Genomic DNA, 25178 nt, shown 5'->3' with positions numbered 1-25178 from the left:
AATACGAGATGGATTTTTACTGTTAACCATCTCCTTTTAGTTTTCAGAACTGGGAATAGTTGGTACAATTATAGAACGTAATTTTTCAACTGATAATTCTCTTTGGGCTTTGTTACGGGCGTTAATTGCTTCTCGATAATTCGGCTGGTATTTTATGGCTTGATTATAAGAGCTAATTGCTTCTTGATATTTTTGCAAGTTAAATAAAGCATTACCTCTGCTGTACCAACTTTCAGCATGACTGGCTTGATAACGAACTGCTTTATTGTAAGATGCGATCGCTTCCTTGTATTTCTGGAGAAGATATTGGGAATTTCCTAAATTATACCAAATCTGATAATCATTTTCTTTAATCGCTGCGGCTTGATTATAAGATTCTATTGCTTCTTCATAGCGTTGGCTTTGATGCAACGCCCAACCCCGACTATACCATGCTTGGTAGTCATTGGGGTTATGTTTAATTGCTTGATCGAATGATGCGATCGCTTGGGGATAGCGTCGTAAAGTCATTAAGATATTACTTCTAGAAAACCAAGCTGGGTAAAAATTAGGTTTGTATTGTACTGCCTTGTCATAGGCTTTTAAAGCATAATCAAACCGATTCAAATTAAATAAAGCATTGCCTAGATTATACCAAGCTTGCCCATAATCTGGCTTAAATTCAATAGCTGTTTCGTAGGCTGTAATTGCCTGATCATATTGCTTTAATTTATGAAATGCTAAACCCTTACTATACCAAGCTTCATAATAATTAGGTCGGAGTTCTACAGCTTTTTCATAAGATTGAATAGCATTATTATATTGTTGCAAATTACTGAAAATTTCTCCTTTAGCATTCCAGGTTTCAGGATAATTATCATCTAATTGTAAGGCTTTATTAAAAGAGGCGATCGCTTCTGGATAGCGTTTTAAATTTTGCAATACAAAACCTCGACCACGCCATGCTTCTACATAATCTGGTTGAATTTGAATAGCTTGGTCATAAGCTGTCAGGGCTTCTTCATATTTTTTTAATTCTGACAGGGTTTTTCCTTGACCACTCCATCCTGGAACAAAATCTGGACTAATATTTACTGCCTTTTGATAAGCAGCTAAAGCATCTTGATAGCGCTGTAATTCAAATAGTGTACTTCCTTGTTGAGATAGTGCGATCGCGTTATTAGCATTAATACTATTAACAATCAATACAGATGTTATACCGCTAACTCCAATGAAAAGTACTGCTGATGACAACTTAATTAATATATCTTTTTTGGATTTACTAAATTTAAAATTTTTGAATAGTGGGTCGGGTGTGAGTGACACACCAGAATTTATGGGTAAAGCGGGACTTAAAACTATAGTTCCAGATGCTAGTTGCGTTAATTCTTGCAGCTTTTGTAATGCCACAGTTGCTGAAGCATAGCGTTGGCGGAAATCGTAACACACCATTTTATCGATAAATTGAGCAAATTCTGGCGACACATCAGCCTGATTTTGCCAGATAATTTCATTGGTATCAATATCAATTTTTAGCTGTTTTGGCGACAATCCAGTCAGGGCTTGAATGGCAATTATCCCCACAGCATAGATATCACTGCTAAACTTTGGTGTACCTTGGGCTTGTTCTCCGGGTAAATATCCGGGAGTACCGATAGCAATCGTGGCTTTCGTTTGACCTTCAGGGTTAACTATCTGAGTAGCAATTTGCTTAACTGCCCCAAAGTCAATCAAAACTAATTTACCATCTTCCTCACGTCTGAGTAAATTTCGTGGGTTCACATCACGGTGAATTACCTTTTCTTGGTGAACAAATTCTAAAATTGATAAAATTTCCTGAATCAGAGAAATTACTTCGGCTTGACTGAGGATTTTTCCTGGTGCTAACTCTGTACTCAGGTTATGACCGGCGATGAATTCTTGTACTAAATAAAACTCTGCATTTTCTTCAAAGTAAGCCAATAGTTGGGGAATTTGATCATGAATCCCTAATTTATACAGAACTTGCGCTTCCGTATCAAATAAACGTCTAGCCGTCTCTAAGTTTATGGGGTCAGTCGCTTGGGGTTTAAGTTTCTTGACAACACACTGAGGTAATCCCGGCAAGTGAGTATCACAAGCCACAAAAGTTTCACCAAATCCCCCATCTCCCAAGTGGCTAATAATTTGGTATCTTCCAACAAGTGTGTTTCCTAGCATCTCGTTTGCCTAGTTGAGTGCATTGTTACCTGATTCCAATCTTGCCACAAATTAATTAAAACAGGGGTATGGGAAGATGAACAAGAAAACTTATTGCACATTTAAAATCAATCTATATGATTCCTATTAGTGATAATATTCGCCTACGTCATCAACCAATTATTATTTATTGGCTGATTGGCATTAATATTGCTCTATTTTTATGGCAACTTAAACTAGAGATTAGTGGAGAATTAGGATCTTTTATCAATAGTTGGGGTTTGATTCCCGCCCAAATTACTAGTGCAATTACCAATGCTATCCAAGTTAATCCAGCCGCTTGGGTAGTTGTTTTTTGGCGTATACCTACCCTATTGTTGGGGATGTTTCTTCACGGTAGTTTTAGTCAAATTTTGGGAAATTTACTATTTTTATGGGTTTTTGGTAAAACTGTCGAAAACGTGATTGGACATGGACGTTTTCTGGGATTGTATCTGAGTGCGGGGATTCTGACAGGGATAGCACAAATTATTTTAGAACCGAGTTTGACAATACCATTAATCGGAGCCAATGGTGCGATCGCGGCAATTTTAGGAGCTTATGTATGCAAATTCTTTAAAGTTAAAATCGATACAATTCTCCCACTCCTAATTGTGTATATTCCCATTCAGCTGCCCGCCTATTTGTATCTATTTTGGTGGTTTATCCAACAGCTATTTTACGGAATTGGCAGCTTACACATTCCCCCATCTGGTGTAAATTCAGGGAACATAGCATACTGGGCGCAACTTCTGGGCTTATTAATCGGGGCAGCGTTTATGCGATTTCATCAACCAGCCCGTACTTAACCTGAGCGTGAAAATCAACACTTTTCCTGAACTGCAATACCACGCACAAAAATATCTACACAAGTGTCAATGTAATTATTACTACTGTAGTCACTTTGATTATATTTTACCGTCCGGCAGAGCATCCCGGCCAATAGCATCCCTGTAAACATATCAACTGCCGGAAACGGATCAAGATCAAGTCTAACAGTCCCTCGTTTCTGACTAGATTGCAAGTAAGCCACCAATTTTTCACCCAAAGGCTTGGCCGCTTCTTGAATGATTTGCCTAGCAGCTTCAGGATGACGTTTAGCTTCCCCAATGAAAGTCCGAATCAAATCTTCGTGTGCTTCCAGCATGGCGTTATAAAGCTGGGCATACTTTTTTAAATCAACGCTAAGGTTCTGTGTCCAAGCTTCAGGGTGCGCGAGGGCTTCTGTCTGGAGGGCGGAGGCATTTTCAATGACTGCCCTCAGTAATTGTTCTTTGCTCGCAAAGTGGCGAAATAAAGTCACCTCATTCACTCTGGCGACACGAGCTATTTCACGAGTAGTTGCTCCTTGAACACCTAAACTAGCAAATACCTGCGAGGCAGCTTCTATCAAACGTATACGGGTAAGAGAGGAGGATCGGATAGTTCTAGTCATTTTGCTTGCAGGTACTTGCTTAAATACTATTACATTTTGTAAAAAAAATTGCATTTCCAGTAAAACAAGTTGAATTTTTTTTACTAAACTTAAAGCATATTTAATCAAGCAAGAGTTAAGATTTTGTTCATTTTGGTGACTGGAACAACTATGCCAGTTCTTAACTGATGAGGCGCTCTTTTGACAGCAGTAAATCCCAATCGGGAATAAAATCCTTCAGCATAAAGACTAGCAGTTGTAATTACTTGATTTATACCTTGATTAGTAGCTTCTTGACAAAAATGTGTAACTAAAGCTCGCCCTACGCCTTGACATTGATAATGAGGATGCACATATAAGGCAATAAGTTCATCAACCATGAAACTAGCAAAACCTGCAAGCCTATTATTCTCAACAGCAACCCAAAAAGTTTCTGCTTGCATATTCTGCAAAATATTTTTACTATTAGGCTTGTCGCGATAATTACGCCAAGCCAACAGCTGTTTTCGGGTGTAAAAAGTCGTAGGCAGAGCTTTGATGGCAGCAATATGAATTGCACTCATCACCCATGCGTCGGTTTCTTCAGCGAGACGCAAAAATATTTTGTGATCACTCATAATCTTACAGCAGTTTTCATTGAAATGAATCTGTGTTTAAGTAGGGTTGGCGGAATAAACTAAATTACCTTACTAAAGATAAACACGTCAGAAATCATGACTAATAACTGCTGTATTTTAGCAATTCCTAGCCCCAGGCTAAAGCCTGTGGGCTGATGCTATTTTTCTGTATCTTTGTCTGTGTCTTTCTCCTTCTCAGGTTCTGGGGAAGGCTTTTTAAGAACTGGCTTGGGCAGATTATTACTAGGCTTGTTACTCGGCTTGGGAGTATCCTTTTTGGATGCTTGCGGGACTGCGCCTTTATTCTTTTTAGACTCTTGCAACGCTGTAGCTTTATCCTTTTTGGATGCTTTGAGAAATCTCGGTGCAGTTTCTTGGGGTGGCGCTAATAGTGCCACAAAACCGAAGACATTACGCCCAGGCAAAAATTTTGCTTTCAGGGAGACAAATATCGGATGTCCTTGGTCTTCTTTTTCAGCTTTCGGATTAAATCTGAAGGGTTTAACTGGCGCGTCTTTCCAAAATAAAGGCAGATGACTAGCCTTCATAAATTTTACTTTTCTCGTTGGCTCGGCCTGCTTAATATATTCGAGTCTTTCACGAGTAAAGTTGCGGAAAACAGAAATACAAGGAGTTTGACAAACGGGAATAAATTGCCATAGTCCTGAAAATTTAAACTCGTTGTCTTCTAATTCTGCTGAAACTGTCTGTTGTTCTCGCCCCCTATCAAATCCAACTAGTTGAAAAGTCATACTATGGGGTTGGTCTTTCCGGGGAAAATGAATGGCTTTAGGATAAACTACCAGCCTAAAGGTTTTGTTGCCAGTAGTTTCTATTTCTTTGGTGAGAGCGTCAAATACTTTGCGTTTTTGGGGAATATAGAAAAGCGGGTATTCTAAATTACTAATGGTAATTGTGTTTTTACCATCCTCATTTAAGTTGACATCCCCAACAATTACCCCAATAGCTTGAAATATTGCTCCCGATTCTTCAATCTCTTCCTGGATTTCAGTATCAATATTTACTTCTTCAGGTTCAGGTGGGGTTTGAAGTTGAGTTTCAGCCTCATTTGGCTCATTGGGGGTAGGTTCAGTAGATGACATAATTGTTAGTTTTTTTGTTCGAGCAATAATTTTTTGAGATACGGGCGGCATTTGACAGGCTGAAAAAATCCCATAAGTACATACGAAACAATCTTACATACAAGTTGCTAAACTACCCTTGATAGGGAATTAGTGAGCTGGGGAGCTATTCTGACTAGGCAAAAGCTAGCTTATGCTAACACCAACCTACTACCTTTACGCTAACGCTCTCTCCCTGTCAGGTTTATAGCTAGGTAACTTACTCAGTCAATTATTTTAAAGCCTCTTCTTCCGAATTACGAATAAGTATGCACCATGACCAATTACTTCCGATCTAATATCGATGCCATGGCTAGCTATGTCCCCGGTGAACAGCCTCAAAGTGGAATACAGGTCATTAAACTCAATAGTAATGAAAATCCCTATCCTCCGTCACCTGCGGTGCTATCTGTGCTGCAAAATATTGAAGGGGAGTGGTTACGACGGTATCCAGAACCGTTAGGGGGAGAATTCCGGCGAGCTGTCAGTAAAGTTTTGGGCGTTCCGAGTGATTGGATCATTGTCGGTAATGGCAGTGATGAAGTTTTAAATTTAGTGATTCGAGCCTGCACTGAACCTGGAAGAAAGGTAGTTTACCCGATACCAACCTATGTATTATATGTGACTTTGACTCAAATGCAGGGGGCGGAACTGTTAGAGATTCCTTATAAAGAAAATTATAAATTACCTCTGGAAGAACTAATTGCTGCTAATGGGGCTGTAACCTTCATTGCATCGCCTAACAGTCCTTCAGGGCATATAGTGCCAATTAACGATTTACGGCAACTAGCAAGGCGATTATCTGGGGTTTTAGTGATTGATGAAGCGTATGTAGATTTTGCCGAAGAGAATGCCCTGTCTTTGGTGAAGGAATACGAGAACGTAATTGTAATTCGGACACTTTCTAAGGGTTACTCGTTGGCAGGATTACGCCTGGGCTTTGGGGTGGCTCATCCCAAGTTGCTGCATGGATTGTTTAAGGTCAAGGATAGCTATAACATTGATGCGATCGCCTGTGCATTAGGAACAGCTGCGATTATTGACCAAGATTATAAAAATGCTTGTGCAGTCAAGGTGAAAGCATCACGGACGCAACTGGCCACAGAGTTAAAACAATTAGGTTTCCATGTTGGGGATTCCCAAACTAACTTTTTGTTGGTACAGCCTCCCCAAGCAAATGCCGAATATCTCTACCAACAGCTCAAAGAACGACAAATTTTAGTACGCTATTTCCCACAGCCTGGACTAGATAATAAGTTACGTATCACTATTGGCACAGATGTACAAAATCAAGTTTTGGTAGAAACATTGACTCAAATTTGTTGTAATTAAAAATGCGAAATTTCCTGCCCCAACTCTGAGACTTAAACTACCGGCAACACTGTTGAATTTCATGGAGTTTGGCAGCTACCGCCCCATTATGGAATAATTCTGCCGCTTTGCTTAAACCTGATGGCATATCTGAACAAATACCACTGCGCCAGAGATAAAATCCCCCATTCCATAAGGCTGTTTGCATAAGTTCCCCTGATTGACCAGCTAAAACTTCCTGGATTTGATTTAGCAGTTCCTCAGTACTTCCTAGAGGTACATTCTTGGTAGTGATACCATAATCATGGGGTGAGAGCAGTAATCTTTCAATCTCTTGGGGTGTGTGAGACAAAGCGATAATTGCAGTGCGATCGCGTGGCAAATCGCAACTACCTTCTAATCCCTTAATTAAAGTATATTTGTGGACTTTTCGCAGTTCCAAGGCTACCCGAAACATGGTTTCTGTGGGCGGATGGACAAAACCAGCCACAATATGAGCATCCCCAGCGTAAGGACACCAAATTAATTCCATTGTTGCCAAAGGTGGGCGCTTGCCAAGTTGGTCACGATATTTCCATAAGGCGTTAGTTAAGGGAAAATGCTTAGGTGTATAAATAAAGCCGATATTTGTTTCTGCAAAGACCTGCTGGGTTTTAGCTAATGGTAAAGCAGTCCAATCCACACCTAACCCTTGCCAAATTTTTCCTAAAGGTAAACCATATTTTGTAGGTAAGCGATCGCCTCCGTGCATTACTACTGGTTGTCCTGCTGTGGCGAGTAGTAATGCTATCACTGGGCTAATTGGTGCAGTACGGGTTCTGCCATCGTAAGGTATTCCTAAAACCATTGCCGGGCGTGTAGATGCCATTGGTTGCAATTTTGGCCCCAATTCTTCATAAGCATCTAACATCCCTGCTAACTCTTCCCCTGTAGGTCGCCTGATGCGATGGGCAATTAAAAATGCACCAATTTGTACTGGTGTTGCTTCACCGAGCAGCATCATTTTAGTAGCTGTGGCTGCTTCCGCACGAGTTAAGTTCTCTGCTGTGTGGTTTCCGCTACCTACTTTTTTTAGTAGTTCCCTAAATACATTACTCATGCCAGCCATTAGTCAAAGGTCAAATCAATTCAAAATTCAAAATTATTAATTCAAAATTAAAGACAATCAGTCGGGGCTTGTACCCACCACTGATTGAAGACTGCCAAATCAAAGATTATGGCAGGGGCTTGTACCCAGAATTAATCAATTACAAAATTTTATTTCTTCTTCATTTTGCATTTTGAATTTTGAATTTTGAATTCAAAAAAGGTCAAGTTTTGACTGATCATACTTTAGGAAGCTGATCTCTGGTGCTGAAATTGCGCTGGGATATGTTCTAACACCAATTGCCAAAAGTTCTGGATGGGAGGTATCTGGAGGCGGTCTTGAGTTGTTACCATCACTACCCGACGCGTAAAACCAGAATTATCAGTTAAGGGACGTACTGCTAGGGTAGAGTCATTTCGTGCTTCTATCAGAGCTGAATAAGGTAACAAGGCTACTAATTGTCCCTGACGCACGACTCCCCGGAAAGCGTCTAAGGTATTTACTTCTAAAGCTGCTTGCAGTTTAGCTTCTAGGCGTTCAAATTTGTCTTGTACTAAGCGTTGCATCCCATAACCATCTTTGAAAACTACTTGGGGATAACGCACTAGTTCCGACCAAGGAATGCTTTCGTATTGGGCTAGGGGATGATGAACGGATGTCAGTACTTCTATGGATTCTTCATATAATGCTTCTACTACCATTTCTCTGGCTGTGGTTAAGAAGCGATTATTCATCACAATTGCTAAATCTACTAATCCATCTTTAAGGACTTTTAAAGCGCGATCGCTACCCAATGATGTTACCCGCAATTGGACTTCTGGATAATCGTGACAAAATTTTTGTAACACTGGTGGTAAGTAAGAAGCACACAGTGAATGAATTACCGCAATGCAGAGTTCTGGCTGCTTCCCAGCGATTAAATCGGTTAATTCTTGTGTAGCCGTTTGCCACTCCTGACATATTTTACGGACACGAGGTAGCAAACATTCACCACCTAAAGTTAACTTGGCGTGGTTGGTGCGATGAAATAGTTCTACGCCCAGATCAGCTTCTAGTGACTGAATTTGCCTGCTGATAGTCGATTGGGTAATACCACATTTTCGGGCTGCTTGTTGGAAGCTACCAGTTTGGGTGATCGCCAGAAAGGCTTGCAACTGCTCTAGCCGCATTTTGATGTAGCCTGAATTACATTTATGGCCTTCATTACGTTAACTGTTTTTTATCTGCAATTTAGTACAATTTATTACTTTTTTGATAGATGTAGGAGTCCGGTTTGGTTTCTGTAGCTTGCGTGGTGTAGCCATGAGGTAGGGAACAGGGAACAATCCTCACAAATAACTTTTATACCTAACTGCACGCTACGCGAACAGCAAACTCTATTTATTTGTGTTAATAAGAACAGCAATTAATAATCTTATTTGGCTTCTTCCAGCTCTCCCGCGCATCATGCAGGAGAGCCAGTTAAATTAACTTTGTTGTTGAGGAACTTGTCCTATTTGTCCTTCTCCTGTCAGCTTTTCTTGATCGCGTCGGCGTTTTTTAGCATAAAGCTGAATAGTCACCGCCATCAAAATAATTAAGCCAAAAATGCCCCAAGCGGTAATATCTGTAGGTAGATTGTTCTTAAACACAGCTAGTAAAACAATCACCAGCAACATGACTGTAGGTGCTTCATTTAAAGCCCTTAACTGTTGACCACTCCAACGACATTTATCTGCGGCTAACTGCTTCATCAAACGCTTACAGTAATGATGATAACCGAGTAAAAGAGCAACAAATAACAGTTTAATATGTAACCAACTTTGTTTTAAAACTTCTGGTTCAGTGCTTAATAAGCCTATCGCCATTGCTACTGTCAGCAACATTCCTGGCGTAGTAATGATATGGTAAAGGCGCTTTTCCATAATCTGATACTGATTTTTCAGGATCGTTTTTGCTGGTTCTGGTTCTTGGTTCGCTTCCACATGATAAATAAATAGGCGTACCAAATAAAATAACCCCGCAAACCAAACTACAATCCCAATTAGATGAAATGCTTTAAACCAGGAATAAGCCATGAAAGAAAATCTCCGTCAATGTGGTTTTAAACCTTTTTAGCTTTAATAAAAAGTTTACAAATGCAGTCTTAGATAATATTATAAATCTGCCACAAAAACATTATTTATTAAGCTTAACTATACTTAAAATTAGAGAAAAATAAATAATTTGTTGTTGCTTAAGTAGGTAGGAAAAAACAAACTATATTACGAAAAGCAAACAGGGCAAAATCCTTGCCAATGACCAATGACAAAGGACAAATGAAGACCCCCACCAGTTAACTTTATTTACGCCCACTTATTTATCTATATTCATAGGATTTTACAAGTTAATCAAGTACACATCTTAAATATTATAAATCTTGTGAAGTTGGCAGTATTCGACTAAGGCACGCAAACTATCCACTATGGTAGGGGTTTCAATATTGATAAACGCGCCCCTACTGACTCTGCATTTTCTCAGGGGTTTTGCTTATCATATCGATTTTTCCCTGATTTATGATTTTTTTGTTAAGTATTTATACGACGGACAAAAGGTAAGAGGTCTTCTAAAATCGCATTGTGGTAGTGTTCTTGAGGATAATGTCCGACATTATTAATTTTTATTAACTCGGTATTAGGTACAGAATCAGCAAATTTTTGTGCTACATCTATAGGTAGCCAAGGGTCAATCATTCCCCACTGAATTAAAATTGGCTGTTGCCATTGTTTAAATCCCGATTCTATTGCTGACATGGCTTGGTCTAGTTGCAAATTCCGAATTGTTGCTAGGAGACTTCGCCCCGCAGTGGAAGCTTTTAAGAATGGTTTGCGATAAATATCTAAATCTTTGTCTTCAATGCGGTAACGACTCCCACCTTCGAGAGTTCGGTCAACTAAGAGGGGGTCTTGAGTCATCATTTCGCCTGCCAATGGTAAACCCAGTTGTTTAATTTTCCAAGGCAATTTGGCAGTTGTGGAAATTGGTGCATTTAAGATAGCTATGTTAGCCACTTGTTCGGGATGACGCAAGGCATATTGTAAGCCGACAGAACCTAAAAACCCTTGGACGACTAAAGAAAAACGTTCCAGTTCTAAGGCTTTGACAAATCCTTCTAGGGCAGTAATAAATTTATCAGGGGTGTAGTCAAAATCCCATTTTTCAGGCTGGGAAGAAAAGCCATAACCAATCCAATCTGGTGCGATCGCTCTACTTCCTTGACTCCCTAAAGCGGGCATAATATTGCGCCAGCTATAACTTTGTGATACTAAACCGTGTAGTAATACTACAGGCAGCAAATCAGTTCTGCCAATGGGTTCACATTCACGATAAAACCATTCTAGAGAATCTACTGTAATTTTATGTTCTGTTAAAGACACACTATTTTCCTGATAAAACGCCAAAGCCCAAATACTAAAAGCTATTTTTTATTATCCCCAGAAGTAATCATCTCACGAATTGCGTCAGCTGTTGCTGGTGCTAGTAAAACACCGTTGCGGTAGTGACCAGTAGCTAAGAGAATATTGCTAAATCCAGGGAGTTGATCAATAACTGGTGCGGGACGACCTTCAGGACGGGGGCGTAAACCCGACCAAGTGCGGATAATCTCGGCTGGGGCTAAATCTGGGCAGAAGGCGATCGCTTGTTGCCAAACTTCTGTTAGCATTTCTTGATTGGGTAGGATTTCATCAGCATTGCTAGGAAACTCCACTGTTGCACCTACCCAGTAATCACCGCCCCCGATAGGGACAATATGGACATCATTACCAGTAATCACTGGCTGAAAGTCAAAATTACCTAATGGTTGATCTAAATGTATGTGTAATGCTTGCCCCAAAACCGGGCGGATATCCAGCATCTGCTTTAACTGTGCCGTCAGAGGTGTAGAACCCAGCCCCGCAGCTACGACAATCCAATCGGCGGCAATTTTTCCCTCTGTCGTCTCTACAACACTACATTGACTAATGTTTTCAATCTCTGGGCTTGGGGTATCCATCCCCAAAACAGTTACACCAAATGTAAAAGTTACGCCATTATATTGGGCAGCTTCAACTAAAGCTAAAGTTAAAGCAGTGGGATCTAGTTGGCGATCTTGGGGAGAATAAACTGCGCCTGTAATTTTGGTGTGATCGACTTGAGGACAAAAATTTTTCAGCTTGGCTATATCCCAAAGTTCTAATTTCCAGCCTTGAGAATGGCGAACTGCGGCCAGATTTTCCCATCCTGTTAAATTTTCTGCTGACCCGAACAGACTCAGGATACCTTGGCGATTAAAAGGGATTTTACGTCCTGTGATGGCTTCTAATTCGGGAATTAAAGTTTCGTAGCGTTGAATGCTTGTGTGTCGCCTTTGCCAAGCTTGACCCTTAACTTTATGACTAATCACGCCCATCAAAACGCCCAGGGCTGCACCGGTGGAAGCTTTGGCGGGTAGTTGACGGTCGATAACGGTGATTTTTAAGTTTTTAACTAGGCTAAGTTCATAGGCGATCGCAGCCCCAATTACACCACAACCGATGATGACTACATGACTCATTGCTTTTTTGAAGGAAGTGGGTAGAGACGCAATTAATCTTGTCTGAACAAGAGAATGGGAGAGATCAGGGATGAGAACGAGATACTAATGATCATTCATTCACCCTGACCCTTCTTGTCCCATATTAAACTGATCGCCTAACTTACTTCTGGCTGACTGCTTGTTTCCGGAAGCAATAGGAAGAATTTGTCAATGTCTTCAATAGCTGCTTGGTAGTTATTTAAAGCCAGTTGAGTGTTACTCTGTCCCGCAGCTTGATCGATTTTAACCAGATGGTTAAGCAAATCTCGTGTTTTTTGTCGTGCTACGGGTTGGGTGGAGGGTAGGAGGTTGGGAATAATATAAGTCATGCTTGACCTAGCTTCCGTCATTGGACCATGTATAAAATTACCTACATCGATCCAATCCTTTTTGTTGATCAGGGTTTTTAGTTCGTCTGCGCGATCGCGCACAGCCTGAATTTTCGGAACATATTCCTGAATTCTCTCCAGTTGAGTTGCTGTGTAAGTTGGAGGTGCAACTGTGACGCTAGGGCTACCACAACTGATGAGAAATGTGGCCAATAATACTAAAACCAGGGAAAAAATCGAGCGTTGACGCGCCATAAACTGAATTTAATGTATTTTGTGTGTGCAGATTAACAGTGTAATTTTAGATCGCTGGGGTGATCTATCGTTCTATTTCACTAGGGATTTTCCTGAAATTTCCAGTTATTGGGATGAATATTTTTGCTAATGGGGCTAGTTACTGCGTATTTAGAGAAAATTAAGTATAATTACCCAAGATAACCCTATTTAGTCTCAAAAGACTTAATTATGAGGAAAGCGTAATTGTAAATTTGTGAAATTTCAACGGTGTTGATCAGCTAAAACACCAATATGATCAGCCTTCTGGTGGTTTTTCTAGCGGAAATAAACAGAACATTTACAATCAATGAAAAGCCTAGAAAATCAGATTTTTGACCCTTCGACTTCGCTCAGGATAAACTTTTGACTTCACGGCGGTAATAGGAGTTTTTTTTCGTGAACGCATCTGAACAAGCAACAAACCTTGAACTCGCCAGCAAGATTGCTACAGTAGTAAATTTGTTTAAATTCGAGTTTCCTGATGCTAAATCGGATCTCAAACCTTGGAAGGATGACCCAGAAACCAGGGAGTTAATTGATCCAGATTCCATAGATATCGGCTTTCACTTTCCGGGAATCAGCAAATCTTGGCGCAGTCGCAGTGTTTTGATTCAAATCCGCTTTTACCAAGATCCCATAAATCAGTCACGTCGTGCTATTGGTTTAGAAGTGGCTGGATTTGACCATCGCGGTGAAGCTTGGCGACTGTCTACTGTGGAAAACTGGAGTTTTGTGGGTATGGCTGAACCTTCGCCACAAGTCGCGGACAAACTCAAGCAGATTTGTCGCCACATTTTAGAGGTGTTTAATCAAGCGAGTGATTGAGAAAAATCTCGAAATTTGGTTCATTTACGCCGAGTATGAGCAAAGATGGCAGAAATTATCCATAAATAGAAATATCTCACAACTATTCTGATAAATGCAGTTGTGAAGCTGTTATTCATTACCAGTATTGCAGCTACCATCGGCACAATAGGCTGATTGATAGGTACTCCCACGCTTGCCAAAGAGAGTATAGCGGTGATCGCGGATTTGTTCATAGAAGCGATCGCCTACCCATTTCATCCCCGGTAACGCCCGATAAGCTTCCACAAATACACTTCCCATCGGCAATAATCGCCCAATTTCCTCAGCCGCATCACTACCTTGCCAACGTCGTTCGGTTGTATTAGCATCAATTAAAATCATCCCTTGTTCACAAGCTTGGGGTGTAACTCCCCACTGTTGCAGTGTTTCCTCATCTTGCATGGGGGCGTAACGAAATAGCTTTCCTTGGTCTAGGTTTTCCAGTAATTGGACTAGGGTAACGCAGAGATTACAGTTTCCATCGTAGATAACGTAATAATTCATGAAATAATATTTCTTTAGGTATAATTTAAAATTTACAATACCCTGAGAAAAATAGTCAAATTTAATTGAGTTGGGGCGATAATTTTTATTCAAAATCTGAATAGTATCTTTTTGGTAACTACATTACTTCAAAGTGCGTACTTTTCATTTAGTAGCGATGTGTTTTATCTTTAAATAAGTTAGATAATTTATTCAATTCAACCAAAGAAAAAACAAAAATTTCTGATTTAAAAAAGTATCATTAACGAGGTTATTTTATGTCTAAAAATACAATTAACTATCTAATTCATGATCGAAACACTCGTGGTCATGCTCAGTTTGGCTGGCTTGATAGTCATCATACCTTTTCCTTTGGTAATTTTTACGATCGCGATCGCATGGGATTTCGCACCTTGCGAGTAATCAATGATGACCGCATCGCCCCTGGTGCTGGATTTCCTACCCACAGTCACCGCGATATGGAAATTCTCACCTACGTCCTATCAGGAGCAGTTGAGCATAAAGACAGCTTGGGGACTGGTTCCATAATTCGTCCTGGTGATGCACAGATAATGAGTGCAGGAACTGGAATCGCCCACAGTGAATTTAATCCCTCACAAACTGAGCCACTACACTTGTTGCAAATTTGGATTTTACCAGACAAGCAAGGCTTAACACCCAGATATGAACAAAAATCATTTCCTTTAGCAGAAAAGCGGGGTCAATTACGCTTAATTGCGGCTAAAGATGGGCGTAATGGTGCAGTCACAATTCACCAAGATGTTGATTTGTATGCGTCTATTTTAGAGGCTGGTGATGTTGTGAATTATCACGTTAAACCTCATCGTTACGCGTGGTTACAAATAGCTCAAGGTGTAGCAAATTTGAATGGAGAAGAACTCAGAGCCGGTGATGGGGTGCAAATTAGTGGGGAAGAAAAACTGCAAATCAGTACCGACATTAACACAGAGTTTTTACTTTTTGATTTGGGTTAATCGGGATTAGGAATTTCATCCAAAATTGTAGGGTGGGTTAGCGACAGCGTAACCCACCATTATCTATTAAATATATCGCGCATAACATGGGCGGGCAAGATGCCCACCCCACAATATTTATGCTTATGCACTAGTTTAGGCTTGTCAGTCCAGTAGGTGAGTTAGCGATAGCGTGATTCACCATTATTGTAAGTATTTTTACGTTATATCGAGTCCGGTTGCTATAATTACCATTACCAGAATCAATTAACCCCACCGTCAGCCCCTCTCCGCAAGAGAGAAGGGAGATAAAGCTCAGGTTTGCTAGGTTTCTGGGTGTAGTAAGTATTCAAACGGTGTTGATATTATGCAATAAAAGCTAGTATACGATCAATATATATATTTGCAATAAAAACAATATTTCATGACACAAGGAACAATTTTTGTAGTAATGTCTATGCCAGAAATATGGCCAGTTATTGCCCCAACTATTTTAGTGTCAAATAAAATAGACACTTCTAATTTAAAACTACTTGCATTCCCAAGTGGACATCTTAATCTTAGGATAGAAGACTCTAGTAAAAATTTTATAAATTATTATACTCAACGCATACTAGTTGATGAATCAAAATACCAAGCAAAAAGAAGAGATATTATTTTAGATATAATGTGGAAATTACCAGAAATATCAATTCATATAAATGGACACAGCTTATTAAGTCTGGATGAATCGAAAGGAGATTACTTTATGGTAAATCTTCAAAATTCAGCAGGCGAAACTTTACCATCTTATGCCCATCCTGATGCTTTCCAAGCTTGCCTTCATAAAGTTGAAGAGAGACATACTAAGTTTGCTTCCACCCAAATAATTGGAAATCATCATAATCGGACAAAAACAATATATGAGCAGATAAATGAGTTAAAAAATGCTACATTTTTATTGAATGATTTTTCTAATCGCATTCAGAACGGTGAGCATCAATTCTTAGGAGCACTCGCTGCTGAACTGAGAGCAATGTTATACTGGAACGGGAGAAAAACATATAATCCTTTACTATTGAGACTTGCGGGAAAGTTTTCTATACCACTTCCAATCTATCTTATGAAGGAAGATGCAATAGATCCTATTTTATCATTTTCTCCACTAGTTGATTTTAGTCTTAAGGAAGCATCTATTTATAAAGAATTTAAAACACAAAATCTAACTGATATTGAAGATTGGCTAGATAGAGTAGTTTTAGTGTCTCAAAATGAAACGGTTACAACAAAAGATATCATATTAAATGCTTCAACAAAGCTTGGTAGTGCTCACTATGATGAAGATATTCCAGAAAACCTAGATATTCTACTTAATTCTAAAGATTCTCAGTTTAATCAAATAGAGTCATTCTTATTAAGAACTGCATCTATAGTAATTCATTTGAGCCAATATGTTATATCAAATATCCAGACATCAATGAATAGTTAAAAACAACTGTCTCAACTGCTCAAATTCCTTCCGAAGAAGCAATCAAACTTTCAATTATACTGAAGATTATGTAAAAACCTGCAAGATATCTTCAAAAGGCTTTATTTTTCCTTACCAGTCCCCAGTCTCCATTTAGCTACACTAGAACTTAACCTAAACATAATCTAGGAGCAGCAGAGACAGAATGTCTAAAAAGCGGAATTCACCAGACCCAATTGAGCTTTTTCCCTCCCAAACTCCCTATAACTCAGAAAACTGGCAGGAGAGAGTGGCGCAGGTGGGGTATCGCTTTAACCGACAGTATCAAAAGCAAGATTTAGAATTACCAGCAGAAGTACAGGAAATGCCCATCTATCAAGAATGGGTGACTGGTCTGTTGTCTGGGAAAATTGCCTCTCCTTTTTGGGAAATTGCTCAACCGAAAAAAAACCAGCACTGTTTGGATATTGGCTGTGGTGTCAGCTTTTTAATCTATCCTTGGCGGGATTGGTTAGCATACTTTTATGGGCAAGAAATTAGCACGGTGGCACGGGATACCCTCAATTCTCGTGGTTCGCAATTGAATTCTAAGCTGTTCAAAGGTGTGGAGTTGGGGCCAGCCCATCAATTAAACTACTCCGCAGACCAATTTGATCTAGCGATCGCCACAGGATTTAGCTGCTATTTTCCCCTAAAATATTGGAGTGCTGTCTTAGCGGAAGTTAAGCGGGTCTTAAAACCAGACGGACATTTTGTATTTGACATCCTCAATCCCGAACACCCTCTAGCAGAGGATTGGGCAGTTCTGGAAACATATCTCGGTGCTGAGGTATTTCTCGAACCTGTGTCTGAGTTGGAAAAAATCCTCAAAGCTACTGGTGCAAAAATAGTGGCGAAACAATCAGGAGAATTATTTGATTTATATAAAGTAAAGTTTTGACATTCTCTAACTTTGAGAACATAACTCTGGGCTGAGGACTTAAATATTCATCTTGAGAAGAATGAGGTCAGACAGTAATCCATTGTGGATTATCAAGTTCCACTCAACACAGGAGTTTTTTTATGGCTGATGCAATTAAAAACGTTGACATAGACAGTACCATCTCCGCCTTGCAAAAAAACCTCACATCCATCCCTACTGACCAGGCGATGGCTATTATCAATACTTGGCAGCAACAACTCTCAGGAACTGACCTAGCCGAAGACTTGGGCGAACTCAAGGAAGCACTCCTGAATGGCGATACTGAATCTATTGCACAAATGCTTGTGGATTTGGGCGAAGACACTCAAAGTGCAGGTACTAACGCCACTGGTGATATAGCAAATAAGGTGCAGCGACTGGGAGAATTACTATGTCAAGCGGGTAATTCTTTGCAGTAATTTTTGATCTCCCCTCTCCTTAGTAACTAAGGTGTACACACAAGTGATCGAATCGCCCTCTAATCGCCAATTATGGGGGGAACAAGAATTTTCAAAGTCCCCCAAACTTGGGGGATTTAGGGGGCAAAACAGGCAGAACTTGTGTGTCCACCATAACTCCTTACTAAGAAGAGGGGCTGGGGGTGAGGTTGTATATTATTGTTAAATCAGCATTTATCTAAATTATTGCGTGTATTGGGGTGATGCCGCAGGCTAAAGGAGATAGAGAGGACTAAAGTCCTCACTACGAACCTGGAATTATTTAGTCTGTCCAACTTAACTGATAATAATGAAGTTGTTGGTTTTGGCAGAAATCTATGGAGTACGATTTTAAAACCCTGGCTGCACTTTATAAAAACGCCCTCCTCAATGACGTACTTCCATTTTGGGAACAAAACTCCCTCGATTGGCAGCATGGCGGTTATTTTACCTGTCTGAATCGAGAGGGACAGGTCTACGACACAGACAAATTTATCTGGTTGCAAAATCGCCAAATCTGGACTTTCTCTATGCTGTACAACCAGTTAGAAAAGCGGGAAACATGGTTAAAAATTGCTAAAAATGGGGCTGAATTTCTCGCCCAACATGGTAGAGATGGCGAAGGTAATTGGTATTTTGCCCTCACCCGTGAAGGTCAGCCACTGGTAGAACCTTACAATATATTTTCTGATTGTTTTGCAGCGATGGCATTTAGCCAATATGCCTTGGCTTCTGGAGAAGATTGGGCGAAGGACGTAGCAATGCAAGCTTATAATAATGTGTTGCGCCGCAAAGATAATCCTAAAGGTAAATATAATAAGACCTATCCCGGTACACGCCCGATGAAATCCTTAGCTGTACCGATGATTTTAGCTAATCTGACTCTAGAAATGGCATGGCTGCTACCTAGTGAAACCCTTGAAAATGTCCTGGCTGGTACTGTTCAAGAAGTGATGACGGATTTTCTCGACCAGGAACGGGGGCTGATGTATGAAAATTTTGCCCCTGATGGTTCCCACATTGATTGCTTTGAAGGGCGGTTAATTAATCCTGGTCATGGTATCGAAGCCATGTGGTTTATTATGGATATCGCCAACCGGAAAAATGATACTAAGACGATTAATCAAGCCGTTGATGTGGTGCTAAATATCCTTAATTTTGCTTGGGATGCTGAGTACGGCGGATTATATTACTTTATGGATGCAGACGGTCATCCTCCCCAGCAATTGGAATGGGATCAAAAATTGTGGTGGGTGCATTTAGAATCTTTAGTAGCATTAGCGATGGGCGATCGCTTGACCGGACGTGATGAGTGTGGGGAATGGTATCAAAAAATGCACGATTATACTTGGTCACACTTTGCCGATCCAGAATATGGCGAATGGTTCGGCTATCTCAATCGCCGTGGGGAAGTATTGTTAAATCTCAAAGGTGGTAAATGGAAAGGCTGTTTTCATGTACCCCGTGCATTGTATCTTTGCTGGCAGCAGTTTGAGGCGTTGGCGTTAATTTCTGTTGAAAAGCTAAAGTGAAAAAGGACGAGTGGATAAAGTGTTTGCGATGATCCAGCAAATGAGGTGATTGTGCAGTGGATAAAGTAGCAAAATATCAGGAATTTATTAAAAAACTACTAACTCGTTATGCTAGTAATGATGTCTCAGATCAAGATGTAGAAGTTCAACTCATCTTAGATACTGAGCATAACCATTACCAGTGGATGAATGTGGGTTGGCAGCAATTTAATCGTGTTTATCGATGTGTTATGCATTTTGACATTAAAGATGGCAAAATTTGGCTCCAGCAGAATTTAACTGATCAGAATCCGGCAGAGGAATTGGTTGAAATGGGAGTACCAAGAGAAGATATTATCTTGGGTTTGCAACCTCCCTTCAAACGGCAGTACACAGATTATGGTGTTGCTTAAAACTTTGTGCGATCGCGTATAATTTTATTGATTAAAAACCCTACATAATCAACTTTTTGACTTTTGATTTTTGAATTTTGACTTCCGCCTTGCGGTACTATATCCCCTATTGCCTTTGTGCAGTGTATGTGGGGAGTAGTGCAGGTCAAGAAACATGACAAATGAGATTAATTTAATTGCTATAGCCGAACAATTCACGTCTCACGGCCAGGTTACGAGCATTCAATCATTGGGAAATGGTAATATTAATGACACTTTCCTGGTAACTCTGGATTCCCCAAAGAAAAAGCATTTTGTGCTGCAACGCATCAATACGCAAGTGTTTCAGCAGCCGGCACTGGTAATGCAGAATATGCGAATTTTAACAGATCATGTTAGCCAGAACCTAAAACTTACCCCAACTAATCGACGCTGGGAGGTTCCCCGTGTGTTATTAACTCAAGATGATCAAAACCTCTGGACAGACCAGAATGAAGGCTACTGGCGGGCTTTCAGCTTCGTGGAAAATGCCCAATCATTTGATACTTTGGCAGATAGTTCACACGCCCCAGAAATTGGCTATGCCTTGGGTATGTTCCACAATCTGATTAGTAATTTACCACCAGCACAACTCGCTGATACTTTACCAGGATTCCATATTACACCATTTTATCTTCAGCAGTACGAGGATACACTGGCGAAAACTTCACCGCATTTATCACCTGAAGTTAATTATTGCTTACAATTTGTCAGCAGTAGAACTACATTTGCAGATATATTAGAAGATGCCAAAGCTACAGGCAAACTACCACTACGCCTCATACATGGCGACCCTAAAATTAATAATATCTTGTTTGATACTACCACTCACAAAGCAGTTAGCATCATCGACCTCGACACCGTAAAGCCGGGATTAGTACATTATGACATTGGCGACTGTTTGCGATCGGCTTGCAATCCGGCGGGAGAAGAAACAGAAGAGTGGGAAGAAGTTTATTTTGATACAGATTTATGTCAGGGAATTTTACAGGGTTATCTTGATGTTGCTCAAGCTTTTCTCACAGAAAATGATTATACCTATATTTACCCTGCTATTCGTCTGATTAGCTTTGAATTAGGGCTGAGATTCTTTACTGACTATCTAGTGGGAAATGTCTACTTCAAAATTAAGTATTCAGAACACAACTTAGCCAGGGCTTTGGTTCAGTTTAAGCTGACTGAGAGTATTGAATTTCAAGAAACCAAGATTCGCCAAATTATCGAAGATTTGAGATGAAAAATCAGACATTTTCTTTACAACCATTTCCTTCTCAGGAATCTTTACCTAATTTGCAAATTACAGGTAATATTGCCCGATATTCAAATCAACTTAGCCTCTGTTATCAACTGATTGGAGACTTAAACCAAGTTATTATTCCCCCGTTATCAGATACACCAACCAGAAATCATGCACTATGGGAAAATACTTGTTTTGAGTTCTTCATTGCCATCAAAGACTCCGCCCAGTATTGGGAATTTAACCTTTCCCCGGCTGGACATTGGAATGTTTATCATTTTGATAACTACCGTCAAGGAATGCAAGAGGAAACAGCCTTTAGCATCCTCCCGTTTAGTATCCAGAAGCAATTGGATAACTTAACCCTGATTTTGGATGTAGATTTGGGTAAAATTGTGGCGAGAGAACAAGAAATTGAAGTGGCAATTACTACGGTAATTCAAGACAGAAATATTAATATTACTTATTGGGCATTAACGCATCCAGGAATAAAACCTGACTTTCATCTGCGAGATAGCTTTTTAATCCGCCAAATTTAAACCTCCTTAACTCCTCCTCTCTGCGCCTCTGCGCCTCTGCGTGACACCAAATAACCTTTGCCAAGTTATTTCTTGATTACTTGTATCCTCATGCCAACGTAACAAATTAGCAGCAGGACTCGAAATAATACCTGGTAAATTAATCGCTTTTCTGGGTGCATTGGTAGCTAAGGCGATCGCATTTTCTAGATCACAAATTCCCCACTTCACCAGGTTCTGTACACCCAGCAATAAAGGTAACGTTGTCCCTGATAACGTCCCATCTGGTAATCTTGCCGTGCCATTTTTCACCTCAATCTGCCGACTGTCCCAAGGATACACCCCATCGGGTAGCCCCAGAGGTGCGAGGGCATCACTCACCAAAAATAGCCCTTGTGCGTAGTTGCTGGCGCGGAGTAAAATTTGCAGCATAGTGGGTGCAACGTGTTCACCATCGGCAATCAAACCACACATCACATCAGGATGGGTAATTGCTACACCTAAAAGTCCTGGTTCACGGTGATGTAATGGCGGCATGGCATTAAAAGCATGAGTTACCATTGTCGCCCCCTGTGTAAAAGCTGCTTGTGCTTGGGCTGCTGTTGCCTGGGAATGCCCTAAACTGACAATTATCCCCAAAGAACGCAAATATGGAATTACTTCCCCAGTAGTGTTTAATTCTGGGGCTAAAGTGATAACTTTCACAACCTGGGCATAATTGCCCAAAACTCTTTTAACCTGATCAATTGTCAGAGGTAACAAATACTCGGCGGGATGTGCGCCCCGCTTTTGGGAATTTAAAAATGGCCCTTCTAAATGTACACCCAGAATCTTTGCACCTATTTTTTGAGTGGAAATAATATCAGCAATTATGGCCAGCGATCGCTGTATATTTTCTAATGAAGTAGTTACTAAAGTGGGTAAAAATCCATCCACACCGACATCCCAGAGATATTGGGATATTTTGGGCAGAATATGAGCATTTTCAGCATTTAAATCGGGAAATGCCAACCCCAAAGCCCCATTAATTTGTAAATCGACACCACCCAAAGAAATCCAATCACCAGCCACATCTATTGCAGACTCACAGCCTGTAATTACAGTACTCATGGGCAAGATTTGCTCAATTATCCCCTCATCGTTAACAGAGATGCTTTGTAAATCTTGATAATCAGGTACTCGTGCATTGATAATATCTAAGGGCTTTTGTGTTGCTTGAGTCATCACCTTAAAAATCTAAAATCCCAAATCCCAAATCTAAAATTAATATGGCTCCTCTTATCGGTATTATCATGGGCAGCGATTCAGATTTGCCCACCATGAAAGATGCGATCGCAATTTGTCACGAATTTGGCATAGAAACTGAAGTAGCAATTGTTTCAGCCCATCGCACTCCAGAACGTATGGTACAGTACGCCCAACAAGCCCACGCAAGAGGTTTAAAGGTGATTATTGCTGGTGCAGGTGGTGCAGCCCATCTTCCTGGCATGGTAGCATCTTTAACTCCACTTCCGGTCATAGGCGTTCCCGTTGCGACTCGCAACTTACAAGGGGTTGATTCTTTATATTCGATTGTACAGATGCCTGGAGGTATTCCAGTGGCAACAGTGGCAATCGGTAATGCTAAGAATGCTGGACTGTTAGCAGTGCAAATTCTGGCTACACATCAACCCAAATTACTCGAAAAAGTCCAACAATATCGCCAAAATCTCTCGGAATCGGTAATGGCAAAGCAAGCCAAATTAGAACAACTAGGATATGAGCAATATTTGCAGCAAGAACTTTAAACGCTTGGCTAGTAACAGTTTATTTAACATTTTTATAAAATTTTAATAATCTTCTTGACTTTTTGAGCTTGAAGTCAGAGAATGCTGACACTGTAAAGGATACAGTTTCTCGCTCCGAATAGTTACAGACGGCTAAAAGAGTCCAAGAAAATAAAAAAGTATCCAAAAATACAGACTTTCAGTTCCAAGGAATAGAAAATCAATCAAAATTATGGGCGATTTTACCAAACATTGTCACATAAATTACTTAAGCGATCAAATTTTTTGGGCATTCTCAAAAGTCAAGTGCAGTAATCTTTTTCACCCTCTGGCTTAATTTTTACGCAAAAATGGGCAATTGTAGGGGTTAATTGTTCTCAAACAAGACTATTTCTAGATGCAAAATTTAAGAGAAGGAGGTTTAACATTTGCAGAAAATGCATAATATTTTTTCAATAAAAGCATCAAAAACTATTTACAAATGTACTAGTATTTGCCTAAGATTTTAGTGGGTTTGTGTGAATTTATGCTTTGCAAAATAGTGGTCTAAATGACACATATCAAAATCCATTAAGCTTGACTTCTGGCGTTTTTTTGTTGCCTAAAGTAATGTTTTTCGTACAAGGTTGGAGGCTGTAATTTAAACTCATGTACAAACAAAAATCGAAAAGAAAAAACAGGCAATTGTCTGCAAAAAACTACAGTAAAAATCCACGAATTAATTCAAAATTCCAGGAATTGATCCGAGGAATTAAGCAGCTCTCACCTAGCTGGCAAGCCTGTTTACCTTTAGCTTGTTTGATTGTTTTGGGCTGGGGTTATGTCGCAGTTGCCCAAACACCAGATGCAGGGCCAACAACAGCAGAACTGCAAGTAGCTTTAGATACTCTCTGGGTAGCAGTTGCGGCTTTTTTGGTATTCTTTATGAATGCTGGTTTCGGAATGTTAGAAACTGGCTTTTGTCGCCAGAAGAATGCTGTCAACGTTCTCTCTAAAAACTTAATTGTTTTTGCACTAGCTAGTATTGCTTTTTGGGCAATTGGCTTTGGGATTATGTTCGGTGATGGTAATAGCTTCTTGGGAACCTCTGGGTTTTTCCTCTCAGGCGCAGATAACAGTCCATTAAAAGGCGATGCTTATGAAGGTGTATTCAGTGCGCTGAGTTGGGCTGGTGTACCTTTAGCCGCCAAGTTTTTATTTCAATTAGCATTTGCCGGAACTGCGGCCACAATTGTTTCTGGTGCAGTTGCCGAACGGATTAAATTTATTGACTTCTTAATTTTCAGCATCCTACTTGTAGGTATTGCCTACCCCATCACCGGACATTGGATTTGGGGTGGTGGTTGGTTAAGTGGATTTGGATTTTGGGATTTTGCTGGTTCTACCGTCGTTCACTCCGTTGGTGGTTGGGCGGCTTTAATGGGAGCAGCATTTCTTGGTCCACGCATCGGTAAATATCAAGACGATCAAACTGTGGCTTTACCTGGTCACAATATGAGTATTGCTACCTTGGGCTGTTTAATCCTCTGGTTGGGTTGGTTTGGTTTTAACCCCGGTTCCACAATGGCGGCTGATGCTAATGCGATCGCGCACATAGCTGTTACAACTAATATGGCTGCGGCTGCGGGTGCAGTTGCCGCTAC

General features: G+C 40.3%; 25 protein-coding genes. 13 read left to right on the top strand and 12 right to left on the bottom strand.

The window, feature by feature from the left end; genetic code table 11:
* Positions 1-36: 36 nt before the first annotated feature.
* The gene (locus VB654_RS03915) at positions 37-2178 is read right to left on the bottom strand and encodes a tetratricopeptide repeat protein (protein ID WP_323212137.1); all 2142 of its coding nucleotides are present in this window, start codon (positions 2176-2178) and stop codon (positions 37-39) included.
* A 116-nt stretch (positions 2179-2294) separates the two neighbouring features.
* Here VB654_RS03915 and VB654_RS03910 point away from each other — a divergent pair, with 116 nt between their 5' ends.
* Entirely contained in the window at positions 2295-3005 is a 711-nt protein-coding gene (locus VB654_RS03910) for a rhomboid family intramembrane serine protease (RefSeq protein WP_323212136.1), read from the top strand.
* A 14-nt stretch (positions 3006-3019) separates the two neighbouring features.
* On the opposite strand, the gene VB654_RS03905 is transcribed toward VB654_RS03910, so the two are convergent.
* From VB654_RS03905 to VB654_RS03895, 3 genes are all read right to left on the bottom strand, one after another.
* On the bottom strand, positions 3020-3631 hold the full coding sequence (locus VB654_RS03905) for a TetR/AcrR family transcriptional regulator (RefSeq protein ID WP_323212135.1): 612 nt from the start codon (positions 3629-3631) through the stop codon (positions 3020-3022).
* Positions 3632-3735: 104 nt separating this feature from the next.
* Entirely contained in the window at positions 3736-4227 is a 492-nt protein-coding gene (locus VB654_RS03900; protein WP_323212134.1) for a GNAT family N-acetyltransferase, read from the bottom strand.
* A 158-nt stretch (positions 4228-4385) separates the two neighbouring features.
* Entirely contained in the window at positions 4386-5330 is a 945-nt protein-coding gene (locus VB654_RS03895) for a hypothetical protein (protein ID WP_323212133.1), read from the bottom strand.
* A 294-nt stretch (positions 5331-5624) separates the two neighbouring features.
* On the opposite strand from VB654_RS03895, the gene hisC reads away from it, so the two are divergent.
* Positions 5625-6680 carry a histidinol-phosphate transaminase gene (hisC, locus tag VB654_RS03890; RefSeq protein WP_323212132.1) on the top strand — a complete coding sequence of 352 codons (1056 nt, stop codon included), beginning with the start codon at positions 5625-5627 and terminating at the stop codon, positions 6678-6680.
* Positions 6681-6717: 37 nt separating this feature from the next.
* On the opposite strand, the gene VB654_RS03885 is transcribed toward hisC, so the two are convergent.
* The 6 genes from VB654_RS03885 to psbQ all read right to left on the bottom strand — a co-directional run bounded on the left by VB654_RS03885 (position 6718) and on the right by psbQ (position 12903).
* Positions 6718-7758, bottom strand: coding sequence for an anthranilate phosphoribosyltransferase family protein (locus VB654_RS03885; RefSeq protein WP_323212280.1), 1041 nt, complete (start codon positions 7756-7758; stop codon positions 6718-6720).
* 233 nt (positions 7759-7991) lie between these two features.
* Entirely contained in the window at positions 7992-8915 is a 924-nt protein-coding gene (locus VB654_RS03880) for a LysR family transcriptional regulator (RefSeq protein WP_323212131.1), read from the bottom strand.
* Between the two features lie 297 nt (positions 8916-9212).
* Positions 9213-9803: a protoporphyrinogen oxidase HemJ gene (gene hemJ / locus VB654_RS03875; RefSeq protein ID WP_323212130.1), complete on the bottom strand. Its 591-nt coding sequence runs from the start codon at positions 9801-9803 to the stop codon at positions 9213-9215.
* 489 nt (positions 9804-10292) lie between these two features.
* The gene (locus VB654_RS03870) at positions 10293-11141 is read right to left on the bottom strand and encodes an alpha/beta fold hydrolase (protein WP_323212128.1); all 849 of its coding nucleotides are present in this window, start codon (positions 11139-11141) and stop codon (positions 10293-10295) included.
* Positions 11142-11182: 41 nt separating this feature from the next.
* A complete protein-coding gene (locus VB654_RS03865) occupies positions 11183-12298 on the bottom strand; it encodes an FAD-dependent oxidoreductase (protein WP_323212127.1) in 1116 nt (371 codons plus the stop codon).
* A gap of 137 nt (positions 12299-12435) precedes the next feature.
* Positions 12436-12903 carry a photosystem II protein PsbQ gene (psbQ, locus tag VB654_RS03860; RefSeq protein ID WP_323212126.1) on the bottom strand — a complete coding sequence of 156 codons (468 nt, stop codon included), beginning with the start codon at positions 12901-12903 and terminating at the stop codon, positions 12436-12438.
* 417 nt (positions 12904-13320) lie between these two features.
* On the opposite strand from psbQ, the gene VB654_RS03855 reads away from it, so the two are divergent.
* Positions 13321-13749 carry a hypothetical protein gene (locus VB654_RS03855; RefSeq protein ID WP_323212125.1) on the top strand — a complete coding sequence of 143 codons (429 nt, stop codon included), beginning with the start codon at positions 13321-13323 and terminating at the stop codon, positions 13747-13749.
* 111 nt (positions 13750-13860) lie between these two features.
* On the opposite strand, the gene VB654_RS03850 is transcribed toward VB654_RS03855, so the two are convergent.
* Positions 13861-14274: a thiol-disulfide oxidoreductase DCC family protein gene (locus VB654_RS03850; protein ID WP_323212124.1), complete on the bottom strand. Its 414-nt coding sequence runs from the start codon at positions 14272-14274 to the stop codon at positions 13861-13863.
* A 257-nt stretch (positions 14275-14531) separates the two neighbouring features.
* Between VB654_RS03850 and VB654_RS03845 the strand changes: the two genes are divergently transcribed.
* The 8 genes from VB654_RS03845 to VB654_RS03810 all read left to right on the top strand — a co-directional run bounded on the left by VB654_RS03845 (position 14532) and on the right by VB654_RS03810 (position 21790).
* Positions 14532-15248 (top strand): pirin family protein, encoded by a 717-nt coding sequence (locus VB654_RS03845; RefSeq protein ID WP_323212123.1) that lies wholly within the window; start codon positions 14532-14534, stop codon positions 15246-15248.
* A 403-nt stretch (positions 15249-15651) separates the two neighbouring features.
* Complete coding sequence (locus VB654_RS03840) at positions 15652-16695, top strand: hypothetical protein (protein WP_323212122.1); 1044 nt, start codon at positions 15652-15654, stop codon at positions 16693-16695.
* Positions 16696-16879: 184 nt separating this feature from the next.
* Entirely contained in the window at positions 16880-17614 is a 735-nt protein-coding gene (locus VB654_RS03835; protein WP_323212121.1) for a class I SAM-dependent methyltransferase, read from the top strand.
* A gap of 122 nt (positions 17615-17736) precedes the next feature.
* Positions 17737-18054, top strand: coding sequence for a hypothetical protein (locus VB654_RS03830; protein ID WP_323212120.1), 318 nt, complete (start codon positions 17737-17739; stop codon positions 18052-18054).
* Positions 18055-18410: 356 nt separating this feature from the next.
* Complete coding sequence (locus tag VB654_RS03825; protein WP_323212119.1) at positions 18411-19604, top strand: AGE family epimerase/isomerase; 1194 nt, start codon at positions 18411-18413, stop codon at positions 19602-19604.
* Positions 19605-19660: 56 nt separating this feature from the next.
* Entirely contained in the window at positions 19661-19996 is a 336-nt protein-coding gene (locus VB654_RS03820) for a XisI protein (RefSeq protein WP_323212117.1), read from the top strand.
* A 154-nt stretch (positions 19997-20150) separates the two neighbouring features.
* Positions 20151-21251: an aminoglycoside phosphotransferase family protein gene (locus tag VB654_RS03815; RefSeq protein ID WP_323212116.1), complete on the top strand. Its 1101-nt coding sequence runs from the start codon at positions 20151-20153 to the stop codon at positions 21249-21251.
* Entirely contained in the window at positions 21248-21790 is a 543-nt protein-coding gene (locus VB654_RS03810; protein WP_323212115.1) for a DOMON-like domain-containing protein, read from the top strand. Before VB654_RS03815 ends, VB654_RS03810 begins: the two co-directional genes overlap by 4 nt.
* 6 nt (positions 21791-21796) lie before the next feature.
* Here VB654_RS03810 and nagA read toward each other — a convergent pair whose 3' ends face one another.
* Positions 21797-22993: an N-acetylglucosamine-6-phosphate deacetylase gene (nagA, locus tag VB654_RS03805; RefSeq protein ID WP_323212114.1), complete on the bottom strand. Its 1197-nt coding sequence runs from the start codon at positions 22991-22993 to the stop codon at positions 21797-21799.
* Positions 22994-23037: 44 nt separating this feature from the next.
* Between nagA and purE the strand changes: the two genes are divergently transcribed.
* Together purE and VB654_RS03795 are read left to right on the top strand one after the other, a co-directional pair.
* Positions 23038-23556 (top strand): 5-(carboxyamino)imidazole ribonucleotide mutase, encoded by a 519-nt coding sequence (gene purE / locus VB654_RS03800; RefSeq protein WP_323212113.1) that lies wholly within the window; start codon positions 23038-23040, stop codon positions 23554-23556.
* Positions 23557-24183: 627 nt separating this feature from the next.
* Positions 24184-25178, top strand: a 995-nt coding sequence (locus tag VB654_RS03795) for an ammonium transporter (RefSeq protein WP_416235655.1), incomplete at its 3' end; no start/stop codon positions are given.

Source organism: Nodularia sp. UHCC 0506, assembly GCF_034931045.1.
Classification (GTDB): Bacteria; Cyanobacteriota; Cyanobacteriia; order Cyanobacteriales; family Nostocaceae; genus Nodularia.
Note: the sequence above shows the minus strand (reverse complement) of the source record. Positions and strands in the feature narration are given on the sequence as shown.

Excerpts from the sequence above, each read along its gene's own strand:
- purE (WP_323212113.1), top strand. The coding sequence starts at position 23,038 with ATGGCTCCTCTTATCGGTATTATCATGGGCAGCGATTCAGATTTGCCC.
- VB654_RS03895 (WP_323212133.1), bottom strand. The coding sequence starts at position 5,330 with ATGTCATCTACTGAACCTACCCCCAATGAGCCAAATGAGGCTGAAACT.
- VB654_RS03815 (WP_323212116.1), top strand. The coding sequence starts at position 20,151 with ATGACAAATGAGATTAATTTAATTGCTATAGCCGAACAATTCACGTCT.
- VB654_RS03880 (WP_323212131.1), bottom strand. The coding sequence starts at position 8,915 with ATGCGGCTAGAGCAGTTGCAAGCCTTTCTGGCGATCACCCAAACTGGT.
- hemJ (WP_323212130.1), bottom strand. The coding sequence starts at position 9,803 with ATGGCTTATTCCTGGTTTAAAGCATTTCATCTAATTGGGATTGTAGTT.
- VB654_RS03850 (WP_323212124.1), bottom strand. The coding sequence starts at position 14,274 with ATGAATTATTACGTTATCTACGATGGAAACTGTAATCTCTGCGTTACC.
- VB654_RS03910 (WP_323212136.1), top strand. The coding sequence starts at position 2,295 with ATGATTCCTATTAGTGATAATATTCGCCTACGTCATCAACCAATTATT.
- VB654_RS03915 (WP_323212137.1), bottom strand. The coding sequence starts at position 2,178 with ATGCTAGGAAACACACTTGTTGGAAGATACCAAATTATTAGCCACTTG.
- VB654_RS03840 (WP_323212122.1), top strand. The coding sequence starts at position 15,652 with ATGACACAAGGAACAATTTTTGTAGTAATGTCTATGCCAGAAATATGG.
- VB654_RS03825 (WP_323212119.1), top strand. The coding sequence starts at position 18,411 with ATGGAGTACGATTTTAAAACCCTGGCTGCACTTTATAAAAACGCCCTC.
- VB654_RS03845 (WP_323212123.1), top strand. The coding sequence starts at position 14,532 with ATGTCTAAAAATACAATTAACTATCTAATTCATGATCGAAACACTCGT.
- nagA (WP_323212114.1), bottom strand. The coding sequence starts at position 22,993 with ATGACTCAAGCAACACAAAAGCCCTTAGATATTATCAATGCACGAGTA.
- VB654_RS03900 (WP_323212134.1), bottom strand. The coding sequence starts at position 4,227 with ATGAGTGATCACAAAATATTTTTGCGTCTCGCTGAAGAAACCGACGCA.
- VB654_RS03835 (WP_323212121.1), top strand. The coding sequence starts at position 16,880 with ATGTCTAAAAAGCGGAATTCACCAGACCCAATTGAGCTTTTTCCCTCC.
- VB654_RS03830 (WP_323212120.1), top strand. The coding sequence starts at position 17,737 with ATGGCTGATGCAATTAAAAACGTTGACATAGACAGTACCATCTCCGCC.
- VB654_RS03810 (WP_323212115.1), top strand. The coding sequence starts at position 21,248 with ATGAAAAATCAGACATTTTCTTTACAACCATTTCCTTCTCAGGAATCT.
- hisC (WP_323212132.1), top strand. The coding sequence starts at position 5,625 with ATGACCAATTACTTCCGATCTAATATCGATGCCATGGCTAGCTATGTC.
- VB654_RS03905 (WP_323212135.1), bottom strand. The coding sequence starts at position 3,631 with ATGACTAGAACTATCCGATCCTCCTCTCTTACCCGTATACGTTTGATA.
- psbQ (WP_323212126.1), bottom strand. The coding sequence starts at position 12,903 with ATGGCGCGTCAACGCTCGATTTTTTCCCTGGTTTTAGTATTATTGGCC.
- VB654_RS03885 (WP_323212280.1), bottom strand. The coding sequence starts at position 7,758 with ATGAGTAATGTATTTAGGGAACTACTAAAAAAAGTAGGTAGCGGAAAC.
- VB654_RS03865 (WP_323212127.1), bottom strand. The coding sequence starts at position 12,298 with ATGAGTCATGTAGTCATCATCGGTTGTGGTGTAATTGGGGCTGCGATC.